This window comes from Pseudarthrobacter sp. efr-133-R2A-89, from assembly GCF_030209315.1.
Lineage (GTDB): Bacteria > Actinomycetota > Actinomycetes > Actinomycetales > Micrococcaceae > Arthrobacter.
On sequence record NZ_JARVSE010000014.1, the window covers coordinates 49,072 to 62,531 of the forward strand.

The window sequence follows — 13,460 nt, forward strand, 5'->3', positions numbered from 1 at the left end:
GTGCAGTTCCGCCGAGCGGTGCCGGCCGACTTCCCCGAGGTCCGGCGCATCACCCGCGAGGTCTACCTCCGGGCCGGCCATTTCGCCGCCGACCACCCAAACATGAGCGTGCTGGAGGATGTTGAGCACCGGGCCGAGCGTGCCCAGGTATGGGTGGCAGAGGCCGCGGGGCAAGTGGTGGCGGCGGTGACTTTAACGTTTGACGGCCAGCCGTACAGCGAGATCGCGCGAGACGGAGAGCTGGAGTTCCGGATGCTGGCCGTGGACCCGGCGCATCAGGGCGGCAACGTGGGCCGGGCCGTGGTGCGGGAGATCGTGGAGCACGCCCGGCAGCTGCCCGGCATCGAGGCGATCAGCATCACCAGCGCCACGTTCATGGAACGCGCCCAACGCCTATACGAGTCTCTGAGCTTCTGCCGGGCGCCGGAGCGGGACTGGTACGTCCCAGGCGAGGCCGTGCTGCTGTGGGTGCTCCGGCGTCAACTCCATTGTTGAGCCCGTTTAACCACCCTCAGAACTTGAAGGGGGTACGACCGCCACCGGAAGCAGATCGTGAATGCTCACCGCAAACGCGCGGCGCGAGGAGATCTACCACCTTGCCGTGACCACCGGTCTGGCCTCCGTTGAGAAGCTGTCCGCCAAGTTCAGAGGTGACGGCGTCTAAGTTCGTGACGAGGCTCGTCGCAGCCCGAAGACGCCACGTTGGACGCTCGGGCAGTCAAGCAACCCCAACACAACTCTGGAACCTCTGGGATAACATTCCGAGGCCAGTTCACCTCCGCAATGCCCTTGGACGGGGCTCGTCTCGTCTGGGAGATGTCTACGAGACGCCTACGCACTCTACAACAATAGTTTGCGTAGATAGAACGTCTGGCTCTCATCAGGGCAGCAGCTTCAAGGAAGGACGGCGCTCTGCGGAAAGCCCAGAGCGTTCGGGCTCGGGCCAATGGGGGAAATCGCTGGCTCGTCCACCGAAGGCAAGTACAGTCTGCGCCGCTAGATCGCAGGAGGCTTGAATAAAGCCCTCGGCTCCCATAAGCCGCATTGAGTACTTCCCGCCGGCAAGAGGCCAAAGCGCGCCGGAGGCGTTCGATGTCAGCTGCGGGTCTCCCCCGTGGCTTAGGATGTTGCGAAGATTCTTCATATCAGCGAGGTATGCCTGCAGTTCTTGCGTCCCGCTATAGACCCTCCAACGGGATCGGCTGCTCCCAGTCCTGCCAGGCGTCCTGGTGCGAATGCCCCATTCGTTTGTGAAAAGCTGGACTCCGGCTCGCTGCCCGGCCTGCCGCAGTTTGTCCGGGTTCAGTGGCAGGTGACGCGTCCGATCAGAGCCGAGCGAGAGCGCTTCATTAAAGAAGCCTTCGACAGCCGCATACGTCGTCGTAAAAATCCCCCATCGAAGCGCGTATTGCTTCGAAGAACGTCCGAGCGGTTTGCCGTCCTTGCCCTCAAGTTTTTCTATGTCGCGGTGAAGGGTTACTAGCAGGGAGGGGTTGACAAGACCACTGGCAAGTGAGCTTGCGGCCCGAATAGCGGCCGGTAAGTTAGAATCCACAGACATGTATCGAGGGTATACATTGCTTGCCGAAGGTACTCAATCTGAGTGATGGCCCTCGCTGAGCACGTCTTCTCACTCGGTAGCGCACGTGCACCCGAACCTCAACCGCTGCCGTGACATAGCACCGGTTATATGCCTGCTGGGGCTATGAAGGCGACGATGCAACGCGGTGCCCTCCCTGGTTATGCCGAACAACGAATAGCGCGATTATTCGATGTCATCGGCTGCAACCAGCGTGCGCATCTCTAGTGCAGTAGCGACCGCTTCGAACTCCACGAGCGCGGCAGTGAGGTCCTCCACGATCTCGCGCGCGATAATCTCCGGTGCGGGAAGGCTGTCGGTGTCCTCCAGTGAATCGTCGCGCAACCAGCTGATGTCGAGGTTGACCCTGTCACGGCCGATCAACTCATCGAAGGTGAATGATTTCCATCGGTCGAACTCGACCCGTTCGTCGCGCGGTTTGCCGGGTCGGTAGGCATCGACGAAGCCGTCAAGGTCGCTTCGGCGGAGCGGGTTCTTCTTGAGGGTGAAGTGCTTGTTGGTCCGAAGGTCGTAAACCCAGAGCCTCTGTGTCCATGGCTTCTCGGCAGCAGGCTTCTTGTCGAAAAACAGCACGTTGGCCTTCACACCCGGCTTGTAGAAAATTCCAGTCGGCAGGCGCAGCAATGTGTGGAAGTCGAATGCCGACAATAGCTTGCGGCGCAGGGTTTCCCCAGCGCCTCCCTCGAATAGGACATTGTCCGGCAGGACGACTGCGGCCCGACCATTGATGTCGAGGATCGTCATGATGTGCTGCAGGAAGTTGAGCTGCTTGTTCGACGACGTGACTACGAAGTCCTGGCGGTAAATCTCTGCACCGTCCGCGTCCTCACCCCCAATGTCCGAGGAAGAGCCTCGACCAAAAGGCGGATTGGCCAGCACAACGCTCCAACGCTCGCCCGGGTCCGTGATCAAGGAGTCTTTGCTGGATATGAGCGACTCCCCTGTGATTGATCCAAGACCGTGCAGCAGAAGGTTCATTGAAGCGAGGCGTGAGGTAGTAGCCCCGATGTCAACACCGTGGACAAACTTAGTCCGCAGGTGCTCGCGCTCGGGTGGAGTCAGGTTTCCCGCCTCGCGCGTGGCGTACGCATGAGCCGCGAGCAGGAACCCGCCCGTTCCACAGGCCGGGTCCACCACCCGGTCAGCGACAGTGGGTTGGATCAAGTCGACGATCGCCTGAATAAGGGCTCGCGGTGTGAAGTACTGGCCAGCGGTCGACTTGGTGTCGCCCGCGGAGCGTTCCAGCAATTCCTCATAGGCGTCGCCGTTGATGTCTGCACCGGCGGCGGACCAGTTTTCCTTGTCGATGTAATCGACAATAAGAGTTTTGAGGTGCGACGGGTTGGAGATCTTGTTCTGCGCTCCTCGATAGATAGCGCCGAGAACGCCGGGCTGACTGGCAAGGCCTCGCAGGATGTGGTTATAGGCGTCCTCCAGATCCTCTCCAGACAGTCCCCTCAGCCGATGCCACGAATACTCCTCGGGCACCACGCGCTCAGCATTCAGTGGCCGGGTGGCCCGCTCTTCAGCCATCTTGAGGAACAGCAAATAAGTCAGCTGCTCCGTGTACTCGTACATGTTGACGCCGGAGTCGCGGAGTACGTTGCTTCCGGCGACAAGCTTTGCGACGAGACGGTTCGATTCAGACACGTGGCAAGCCTTTCAGTAGAGAAGGGAAAGTTTTAGAGGCGCGCGTCATTCCGAGTCCCAGCCCGCTCAAAGCAGGCATCTGGAGCCCTGATATGGTCGGGCGGCGACACATCGGGTCTCACTCGCTAGGTGTGAATGGTCACTCGTCGTTCGTCTTCCCCACCTCTGGCAAATCGGGCCCATCGGTTAGTCGCCCCGAGAACGCGGCCGCCAGCAGTGTGCGGCGGAGTGATGAAGATTGCTGAGAAGCACGCAACATATTACTCTCAAGACGTGCCGCAGACGACCGGACATCATCCCAAGCCGCAACAAGGCTCCGCTGAGTAGTGAGTGGCGGGATCGGGATGGGGAAGCGCTGAATCGCAGCTTTGTTCAATGCCTGTTGAACGCCGCCCGCGCCGCCCCGACGAGTTTCAAGATATCGCTCCTCCAAGTACCCATAGACGTACTCGGGCAGCACCCTCGTTGCCGACACTCTGATGGAGGCGCAGTTCTGGTTGTGAGCGGCCTCTATGTCCAGGATCGCCGCTTGGCCACGTGTCTTGCCCTCGCCGATCATCGCGAGCATCACAGTGCCGGGCGGATGGATACGTTTGGCGGGATTGCCCGCCGCTTCGCGAGTGATGTGCTCCCGCGTCTGGTCAATCCGAGAGAAGGCGACCTCGCCACTCGAGACCCACGGCACGTCTCCTGCCCAGAACGATGCGTCGCCACGCGAGGGCGTCGCGCCGATGTTCACCTCGAAGACATCACCGAGTCGCGTCCACAGCCATCCATCCGGGACCGCCCACACCCGATCACCCTCGCGGGTCGCGAAGCCTGGCCGGAATCCTAGAGCATCTTCCGCGGTCCCCTCACCGAGGTCATTCTTGACGAGCGTCCCGCGCAGACCCTGGAACAGCGCAGACCTAACCAATGCCGTGGTCGAACGGCCACAAACTGAAAGCCAGTGCTCGGCGGCGTCCAGACGGGAGAGGTGGTCTTCGAGGATATTGACAATGCGGTGCTGTTCGTCGCGAGGAGGCACAGCCAGGGTCTGGGCTTCGAGGTCCTGTTTACGGAGGCTCGGCGTTGTGGTCGAACTGTCAAGCTTCTTCATGTCGAGCGCAACCAACTGGTGCAGCAGGAACTTCGGCACAAACCGCTCAGGGATCGGCGCATAGTAAGTGGTGTCGATCGGCCAGCAACCATGCGACTCAAGCTGGACAGCTCCGACATTTCCCTTGCGGCCAATCAGAACGACCGGTTCATTGATGAGCGGTTGATGCGTCCCGGTCATGCGACCGGCCGAGCCGACGACCGGGACGGGACCCGTGGGATCGCGAAGTGCTGGATCTAAGGCTTTGCCGTACTTAAGCCCCAGAACATCGCCCACGGACATTGCGTCCCATCCGGCAGGAAGGGCCGTCATGCAGTCAGCTCCGTGTTCAGTTCGGCTATGAGGACCGCAGCACGGTCGCCGAGGTCGCGGATGGCTCCGTCGGTGCCGCCATTTTCAATGAAGGGTGGGTTGTCTAGGTCCGCGGGGCTCAAGCCGGCCGAGGATGCGATGACTTGGACCATCCGATCGAGCCACCACCTTTCGGCGGACGAGAACGTTAGGCCCGCCTGCTTCTGCTGGGCGAGCCACCCGGCATATTTCTCCGCCACACGTTCGGCGTACGGCACGAGCTGGTCATCCCCGCCGATCGTAAATCGGATCAGTGAGACGAGATCGGTCAAAGTGCGGTGCGTGCTCAGCGACGGGTAACGATTCGTGTCGAGCGCAACGTAGGCATTCCAGATGATGTCAGGGGTCCAGTTATGCGGCGGTCTCGCTATCCGATCAGCGAGTTCCTTGATGTCGTCGAATGAGATCCGGCGCTCACCTGCCTCTGCGAGTAGCTGGATAGCGGTGATCTCGGCACGGTGCTCGTCGAGATAAGCACGCCACGACTCGACGACCGATTTGGCTTTTCCAGTGTCCACGACGCCGTAGGCATCGAGCAGCACGTCAGCCGACACCTCATCGACGATGCGATCGTGAGCACGCCGCAGCTCGAGGATGCGTGCTCGCAATTCTGGATTGGATGCAAGCGGCTTGACGGCGTCGATGAGTAGCTGCTGCCGGGCCTCGGCCGGGTCCTCCGCACCTTCGATAACCTTGGCCTGGGCATCCGGATCGACCGCGTCCACGAGGACACGGACCAGGTTACGCAAAGGACCTCCGGCTACGGCGTCCAGCTCGGCGCGTTCGTCGTCCGTGACCTGCGCTTCCAGAGCGGCCAGGCGCGAAGCGAGGGTCGCGGTCTCATCCTCGGTGATCGTGAGGTTGGCTACTTTGTCGAGCAACTTCTGCAGGTTGATCGACTTCACACGGTTGAGCGGAGGCTCAACGAAGTCGTGCTCGGTAACTCCTACGGCATCGATGAGCACAAAACGGACCTTCTCCTTTGCGTCAGGGGTGACTGCCTGAAAGTCGGCGTCGGGAATGGTGCGGGCACCACGGCCCTTCATCTGCTCGAAGTACTGCGGCGACCGTACATCTCGCATGAAGAAGACGCACTCCAAAGGCTTCACATCGGTGCCGGTAGCGATCATGTCGACAGTGACGGCGATCCGCAGCGCCGCGCTGGTGCGGAAAGCTGCGAGCTGCTGGTCGGCGTTGCGGGCGTTGTAGGTGATTTTCGCGGCGAAGTCGTTGCCTCTGCCAAACACCTCGCGGACCTGAGTGACGATCTCCTCGGCGTGGGCATCGTCCTTGGCGAAGATCAGCGTCTTCGGCACGACCGAACGGTCGGGGAAGACTTTAGTGAACAGAGTATCGCGGAACGTTGCTAATACCGTGCGGATCTGGTCAGTCGCCGTAACCGCCCGATCCAGCTGGCCCTTGCCATAGTCCAGGTCCTCGTCGAGCGCTTCGTAGCGCTGGACTCGAGTGCGTCGATCGACTTTCGGCACCACAGTGCCCGCCTCCACTGTAGAGCCCTGCTCGGTAATCCTGGTCTTAATCCGGAAGATGTCGAAGTCGACGTTGACGTTGTCAGCCACGGACTGCGGGTAGGTGTATTCGGATACGAGGTTCTGCTTGAAGAATCCGAAGGTCTGCTTACCCGGGGTGGCGGTGAGTCCCACTACGTGGGCGTCGAAGTATTCCAGCACCCCTCGCCATTGGCCGTAGATCGACCGATGTGCCTCATCGACGATGATTAGATCGAAGGTCTCGGGGGGTAGGTCATCGTTGTACGCGACCGTCACCGGCAGATCGGGGACCCAGCCGTCGAGCTCGGGGTCGTCCGTGTCGCCGGTCTCCTCGTTGCGAAGAGCCTTGAAGACGCGCTGGATGGTCGAAATTGCAACGCTAGTGGCCTCAGGCATCGGCCCACGCCTCAGCCGATTGACGTTGTAGAGTTCGGTGAACCTCCGGCCGTCGTCCGGGGTCTGGTAATTTTCGAACTCGGCCATCGTCTGTTTGCCCAGATTGTTGCGGTCGACCAGGAACAGTATGCGGTTGAAGCCAGCGTGCTTGAGCAGCCGATATGCGAGGGTAACAGCGGTGTAGGTCTTGCCTGCCCCGGTGGCCATCTGCACGAGGCTTCGGTCGAAGCGCTGCTCACGCAGGCAAGTTTCGACGCCGGTGATCGCTTCGATCTGCGCCGGGCGTAGCGGCTTGGTGTCCAGGGTCGGAAGATCACGGACCTTGCCACGCCAGGTCGGATGCACATCGTCGCGGAGCTCGAGGACACCTGCCAGAGCCGAAGCCTTGGGGAAGTTGAAGATCCGGCGCGCACGCGGGTCGGGGTCGTAGCCATTGGTAAAGTGTGTCTCGGTGCCCGATGCCTCGAACACAAACGGCAGTCGTCCGTCCTTCGTGAGGGCGGCGAGCTTCACATCGGCAGGCAAGCCTTCGGCATATTTGCTCGACTGCCACTCGACACCGGAAAGCGGCGTACCCTCGGGCTTCGCCTCAATGACACCGACAACCTTTTGATCGACGTAGAGCAGATAGTCCACGCGCCCATGACCGGGCTTGAGCGTGATCTCGCGTACGGCTACACCCCGGGCTGCGAACAGATTCATCGCTTTCTTGTTCTGAACCCTCCATCCAGCAGCGTCGAGCTGACGATCAATCAGTGCCCGTGCGCGGGCTTCCGCTGCTAGCCGACTGGCATCATCATCGGTCACTTCTTGCCCTTACTCGCAGAGGTCATTCCAAAACGAAAGTCCACCACAACCTGTTTCAACGGGATTCCGCCATGATTGCCGGCTCCCCGTCAATCCACTTCTTTTCGTCCGCAGAATACCTGGAGACGCTAGGGGTCGCGCTCGGTTGATCGAGTCGCTTCCGACCACTGTAAGAGATTCGGTACTCGGTCAGCTCCCCATTCGAGCGTCGAAAGGTAAGAATCCACGGAACACCTTGAAGGTTGCCGGCTTTGTTGTAAGGCCTATACGCTCCAACCAGGTTTCCTACATTCCATTTGCCGCTGGAACCACCCGGACCACGCCACCACTGAACAAGATCCGCCAAGACTCCCAGCGGCACGGCGGCTGGTCGCCGGTACTCGCCGTCTTTTTCCTCAAGTCGATCGTCGTCAGCTACCGGCTCGTCGGTCGATGGCTCCGGCAAGGCCAACTCAGGATCGGTCGGGTCTCCTGATAACTCTTCCGGAGCAGGAAGATTTGAAGCAGCTCTGGCCGACTGCATCTGTTCGAGAAACTGTTCAGCCTTCAACGAACTTACGGCGGCAGCTTCCGAGTGCGATGCTGCACGCTCCGATGCATTGCCGATGGCACCAAGCAATTTGGTCTGCGCGAGCTTATCTGAGTAGGCCTTTTTAGACTGAATGCGGTAGATGGTCACCGCCACGCCAGCCCCAAAGCAAGTCACTGCCAGAGAGAATAGCGACAGAGGGATAGAGACCGGATCTCCGGCAGTGAGAGCAACAACAGGTACCGACAGTGACGCTCCGACCGTAAGAGTATAGGCGCCTCGTTCGGCTAGCAACCAACCACGGTGAGGCTCCCAGGTAGTTGGCGGTTCCCCCACTCGGCCAACTACTTTCATTTTTTCCCTTGATTCGCAGACGTTATTCCGTGACGGAACTCCACGTCGTCGCCCTTGTTCCTCAACGAGCCGTGCAAGCGAGATCACCTTCTTCTAGTCGGAGCCGATTTCGTCCATCATATCTATTCGTGGGAGAGCTCAACCGATGCTTCACGCCGCCGCCATCGCGTACACGTCCGCCGGCATCGGTCGGTGCAGCTTCCAGGTAATGGCGATCGGCTTCTCACCCTTGTGCTGCACGTAGTCCACCTGCCCCAGGCAGGTGTACGGAACTGTCAGCCCGGTCTCGTCGTCGGCTGTATCCCTCGCGAAGATCAGAATCTTTGACCCATGCGATGTCGGGTCCAGATATCGGCGCCCCCGTCGGGCTGCCAGGCGAGGTAGCGTTCTGCGATTCCCAGTGGAACAGTTCAGGACTGATGGCGTAGTCCTTGTACATCGTGGTCGCCGAGTGCTTCTTGTCATCCTTGTTGAGTGAGACGAAGAAGGCGTCTGTGGACGTCGCCGGGCACCAGGCAACGCCTTCCCGGTGCTGGACGTTCTTGCCCTGTTCCAGCGAGCCGTACTGCGGTGCCGCCAGTACTTCCTCGCGCCGGTACGTGGCATGTGAGAACAGCGGAATGTGCTGCAAACCTGCGCCAAGGCTCTTCGCTGCATGTTTCGATGCCGCCACTCCCAGCTTCACCACCTGGCGGATCTCGCGGCACACAAACTGGTAGCCGCGCAGGTGGTCCAGCCCGTCGTCGTACGTTCTGAATCCGCCGCCGTCGTCCCACAGCGTGTAAAACAGCATGCGTGCAAAAGCCTGCTCGCGCATGCCGAGCTCCGCGTAGCGGGGCGCGTCGGGAGCAACCAGCATCGAATAGGCAGCGGCACGTTCCGGATCGTCCACATGAATCAGTGCGGCTATGCGGCCCAGCAGCTTCTTTTACTCCGCATCCGACAGCTCCTCGATCTTTCCGCGAAGCACGGTCTCCAGGGGTGAGAGCCCCTCGATCAGCCCTGCCTGCCGGAGGTAGCCGGTCCACGAGTCCTTGGTGGAGCGGTAGATCGTCTTCACCTCATTCCCCGACCGCTCCAGATAGGCCTCCAGCTCGGTCTCGGCGTACGAGGCGATGTCCCGGACCAGCCGTGCCCGATTGAATCGCAGCTGTGCCTTGATGTTGTCCAGCACCACCTTCTGCGCCACCCGGTCCAGAACGATCTGCGAACCGGACGGCAGATAAGGGAACTCGTCCTCGACAGCCTTCTCCAGCTCCTTTCGGCCGTAGCCGGTCAGCGCGCGGTAGCGCAGATCAAAGCGGAACTCACGGCGCTGCTGGCCGATGAAGTCCAGGACCGTCAGCACCGCTTTGCCTCGGCCCGCCGGAGCCCGCGACCGAGCTGCTGGAGGAAGACGGTGGCACTCTGCGTGGGCCGGAGCAGCAGGATGGTGTCCACCTGCGGCAGGTCCAGGCCTTCATTGAAAAGGTCGACGGCGAAGATGCAATTGATCTCCCGTTGCCCCAAGCGCCGGAGGGCTACCTCGCGGTCAGCATTGTCAGCGGTGCCGTCGACTGCGACGGACGCGATGCCGGCTCGGTTGAACACCTCGGCCATGTAGAGGGCGTGCTGGACGGAGACGCGGAAGCCGATGGCCCGCATCTGGTCGGTGCTGGTGACCTTGTCACTGAGTTTGCGGATTATCTTGGCGGAGCAGGCGTCGTTAACCGTATAGAGAGAGCTCAGCTGGGCGGCGTCGTATTGCCGCGCTTCCACTTCAATCCTAGGTCTACGTTGAACACGCTTATTAAGCCCGGATCATGGGCGCTATTTTTTGGGCGGCAGCAGCACTAACTTGTTCAGCTCTGCCACCCTCACATAGAGCGAGTTCTGCACACTGGTAGTTAGGCGGCCCTCAGCAAGCACGTCCCAATCCTTCAATTCCATCCAGTCAGTGATCTTGAAGGCCGCTCTAAGCGGTTCGATGTCCTTGGGCAGGACCATGACCGACATTCCGGCGCCGGTAAGGAAAAGACTCCCGGACTCCTGCGCATACTGAATCGTGCCCCAGTAGGCCCTGAGTGCCGAATGCTGCTCTCCCTGGAGATTGGCGGCATCAGCATGGGTAGCTGCGCTGAAATGGCGAAAATAGTCCGTGGCCGGCACTCTGCCACGGCCGGTAACCTGCAGCCATAGGTTTGGGTCAGGGAAGCTAGGCACGCTGCGCAAACTACTAAGGCTGGCGCGCAGCCCTGTACTGGCCTGATTGTTGGCAGGCCCACCGCCAGGAACGTACTGGGTGGCCGTATTGCCCGAGGGCGCCCCGCTACCGGGGGCAGCCGAAGCAGTGCCCGCATAACCAAGCGGCCGAGGTAGTGCATAAGTGATCGCTAGAACCTCGCCCGTATTCATGACTCCTGGTTGCTGCTGAACGTTGCCGGTGTTTTTGATGTTGCTGCTCGATCCTGCCGCCGTCCCGCAAGCATCCTCGGTGTGGGGCGTCTTTTTGCTGATTTTAAAGTGCGCTGCACGACCCTGAGCCCCCAAGGCACCGCGCACAAAATAGACCGGGGTGAGGCAAGATCCGCACCAGAAGCCCTCAGCCCTTCGCTGATCCAGCCAGGCCGAGCCATTCGCTTCGTAGCCCTTGAAAACGTCAGACGCTTCCACAGTCACTTCGTTTCGATCTATTGCGTCGTGCACTTCAGCCACCCCTTTGATTCCTCCAGTACCTAGGAGACTACAGCGGGTAGGGCTGCTGTTTTGATGCCCATCAGCGAGGGCGGTCGGAGCGGACGCCGAAGGGACTACTTGACTCGCGCTGTGATCATTACAGGCACCGTTGCCATGGCTGGAGGCGGCTGCGAATTCCTCGCGCGGATGGCGATAACTATGAGAAAGCACTGGAAAACGTGCGTGCAATACTAGCCGAGGACCAGAAGCTGATAGTCATCCACACAGACTGGCCTTATCCAGAGATCGTGGTCTGAAACAGGCTTGTGAGGGGTCGGCCAACGGAGACGCTTTCAAACTACTGCGGCAGTCGTGCTGGGGGTCGCAGAACATCAAAGCGCCAAACTTAAGTAAGGAACGCCCGGTGACCCTCTTCGGTTGGCGAACTCTCAGCCCGCCGGTCTGAGATGATTTTGCAATGCAGCGCGTGGATACCGAGAGCATCGCGGCTCTTTATGCAACTAATCATCCCGGATGGGCGACAGGAACTGCGAGCCAGTTCCGTTTTGGAATCGAGCAGATCACACTTAAAGGCGGCGATGTCATTCGGCCGCAGGCCTCCGGGGTCACAGTCATCGTTGGCTCGAACAACGCCGGTAAGTCGACTATCTTGCGCGAGCTTCATCAATGGATTGGACACCACCCTTCACAGCCTCGCCCCCCGATGATTTCCGTGGATTCTGTCTGTCTGACCGCGCAGGGCAACGACGCTGACATGATTGCGTGGATTGGCTCCGGCACTCCCTTCGTCACTAACGGCACGAGCATGGGTTTCTCGCGTAACGGTGGCCTCCATGACCCTAATACCCTGGCCTATTTGTGGAGCCAACCCCAACATGGTGTTGGGGAGCTCGCCTCCTTCTTCACGTTCTACGGCAATGCTGCCGGGAGGTTCTCGGTCGGGGGATCCGCGGAGATGCGTGAAGCGGGCGATGACCCCGCGGTCCACCCCATCCACACCCTGCAAGATTCTCGCGAGCTGCGCGACCGGATCAATGGGACTTCCCTATCGGTGTTTGGAAAGCCCCTCACCCTCGACACGCTTGGGCGAACCGTGCGACTGCGCGTAGGAGAAGTTGACTCTCCCGCGCCCCCGATTGATGACATTCCGCCTGCATACCGCGCAGCAATGGCTGCGCTGAGTCCGCTCGATGAACAAGGCGACGGGATGCGCGGGTTTTTCGGTCAAGTACTACCCGTCATCGCCGCTACATACCCCGTCATCATCCTCGATGAGCCGGAAGCTTTCCTACATCCGCCCCAGGCGCATGCTCTTGGCGCCGAACTCGGCGCACTCGCAGTTGAGCGAGGTGTGCAAATTCTCATTGCCACTCATGATCGCAGTCTTCTAACTGGCTTGCTTGATTCCGGTGTACAAGTGTCGGTCGTTCGGGCAAGTAGAGGTGAGGGCCATACACACGCTCATCAGCTGGACTCGGACCGCCTACAGGAGCTCTGGCACGACCCCGTCTTGAAGTACACAAACGTGCTCGATGGATTGTTCCATCGCGTCGTCATGCTGGCGGAAGCGGAAGGTGACTGCGCCTACCTCAACGCCAGCCTCGATCATCTTCAACAGACTGCGGACGGCTTGCCTCGAAACGAAGTGCTTTTCGTCCCAACGGGCGGCAAGGATGCAATGTGGAAGGTTGCCAACACTCTGCGTGCGGTGGCTGTTCCGGTTGTGGCAGCGCCCGATCTGGACATGGTAAACAACGAGGCAACGCTGAGCCGCCTGGTCACCGCAATGGGCGGGGAATGGGACGAGGCCTACAAGGTCCTATGGAATCGGGCGACTGCTGCACAGCGAGCCCCGCGAGAATCTGTCAACGTCGGCCACGTTCTCGACGCCATTACAGCGCTATTTGATGACCGCCGCGACGAGCCGTTTTCTGCGGCAACTCGTGAAGAACTCTTTGCGCAGGCTCGCAGTCGTGAATCTCCCTGGGCAGAGGTCAAGACCTATGGCGTCGAGGCGTTTCGGGGGGAGGCGCGGGCGGCGCTCCTCGAGTTGTTGGCGCGCCTCGAATCCCTTGGCATCGTTCTGGTGCGAGAAGGAGAACTGGAGCGACTAGCCCCCGAGGTCGCGGCGAGGAAAGGTCCGGGCTGGCTTCAAGAGGCGCTCTCGGTAGAGGCACCAGGCAACGAGCGCACCCAAAAGCATCTCCAACGGCTTCTGGATGCGAGTGCGACGGTCCTAGGGATCGAGTGAAAGTGGCCTTGAGATAAGGGGATGCTCTCTGTTGGCCGCGACGAAGTCCCGCAGAAGGATCCTCCAGCGGACGCTCCCGAAAAATGCGTTGCGCGAGGTTCCCGCTTCGTGCCGACGCTGGCGTACTCGCCGTTCAATTCCTAGGTCGGTCGTTCGTTGTTCCACGTTGAGGGTCGCCCGCTTGTCATGCCGCTGAAGTCGACGACCCTCCGATTCTTGCCGCATACAAGATGGAT

Annotated in this window: 11 protein-coding genes and 1 pseudogene; 3 read left to right on the top strand and 9 right to left on the bottom strand. The window is 60.4% G+C overall.

What is annotated here, in order from left to right; translation table 11 throughout:
- Positions 1–495, top strand: a complete 495-nt coding sequence (locus tag QRM95_RS20540) for a GNAT family N-acetyltransferase (RefSeq protein WP_285249269.1) — start codon at positions 1–3, stop codon at positions 493–495.
- A gap of 61 nt (positions 496–556) precedes the next feature.
- Positions 557–646 (top strand): annotated as a pseudogene (locus QRM95_RS20545) (DeoR/GlpR family DNA-binding transcription regulator); the annotation flags it as partial.
- A gap of 234 nt (positions 647–880) precedes the next feature.
- On the opposite strand, the gene QRM95_RS20550 reads toward QRM95_RS20545, so the two are convergent.
- The 9 genes from QRM95_RS20550 to QRM95_RS20590 form a co-directional block, all read right to left on the bottom strand.
- Positions 881–1,561, bottom strand: a complete 681-nt coding sequence (locus QRM95_RS20550; protein ID WP_285249270.1) for a hypothetical protein — start codon at positions 1,559–1,561, stop codon at positions 881–883.
- 204 nt (positions 1,562–1,765) lie between these two features.
- Positions 1,766–3,250 carry a class I SAM-dependent DNA methyltransferase gene (locus QRM95_RS20555; protein WP_285249271.1) on the bottom strand — a complete coding sequence of 495 codons (1,485 nt, stop codon included), beginning with the start codon at positions 3,248–3,250 and terminating at the stop codon, positions 1,766–1,768.
- A gap of 139 nt (positions 3,251–3,389) precedes the next feature.
- Entirely contained in the window at positions 3,390–4,661 is a 1,272-nt protein-coding gene (locus tag QRM95_RS20560; RefSeq protein ID WP_285249272.1) for a restriction endonuclease subunit S, read from the bottom strand.
- On the bottom strand, positions 4,658–7,414 hold the full coding sequence (locus QRM95_RS20565; RefSeq protein WP_285249273.1) for a type I restriction endonuclease subunit R: 2,757 nt from the start codon (positions 7,412–7,414) through the stop codon (positions 4,658–4,660). Before QRM95_RS20565 ends, QRM95_RS20560 begins: the two co-directional genes overlap by 4 nt.
- A gap of 55 nt (positions 7,415–7,469) precedes the next feature.
- Positions 7,470–8,099 (bottom strand): hypothetical protein, encoded by a 630-nt coding sequence (locus QRM95_RS20570; protein WP_285249274.1) that lies wholly within the window; start codon positions 8,097–8,099, stop codon positions 7,470–7,472.
- Positions 8,100–8,520: 421 nt separating this feature from the next.
- Positions 8,521–9,189 carry a DUF3427 domain-containing protein gene (locus QRM95_RS20575; RefSeq protein WP_285249275.1) on the bottom strand — a complete coding sequence of 223 codons (669 nt, stop codon included), beginning with the start codon at positions 9,187–9,189 and terminating at the stop codon, positions 8,521–8,523.
- A gap of 36 nt (positions 9,190–9,225) precedes the next feature.
- The gene (locus QRM95_RS20580; RefSeq protein WP_285249276.1) at positions 9,226–9,645 is read right to left on the bottom strand and encodes a hypothetical protein; all 420 of its coding nucleotides are present in this window, start codon (positions 9,643–9,645) and stop codon (positions 9,226–9,228) included.
- Positions 9,639–10,055 carry a helicase-related protein gene (locus QRM95_RS20585; RefSeq protein ID WP_285249277.1) on the bottom strand — a complete coding sequence of 139 codons (417 nt, stop codon included), beginning with the start codon at positions 10,053–10,055 and terminating at the stop codon, positions 9,639–9,641. The genes QRM95_RS20580 and QRM95_RS20585 overlap by 7 nt, the downstream gene beginning before the upstream one ends.
- Before the next feature lie 51 nt (positions 10,056–10,106).
- On the bottom strand, positions 10,107–10,991 hold the full coding sequence (locus QRM95_RS20590; protein WP_285249278.1) for a hypothetical protein: 885 nt from the start codon (positions 10,989–10,991) through the stop codon (positions 10,107–10,109).
- Positions 10,992–11,430: 439 nt separating this feature from the next.
- Here QRM95_RS20590 and QRM95_RS20595 point away from each other — a divergent pair, with 439 nt between their 5' ends.
- A complete protein-coding gene (locus QRM95_RS20595; RefSeq protein ID WP_285249279.1) occupies positions 11,431–13,224 on the top strand; it encodes an ATP-dependent nuclease in 1,794 nt (597 codons plus the stop codon).
- Positions 13,225–13,460 lie beyond the last annotated feature (236 nt).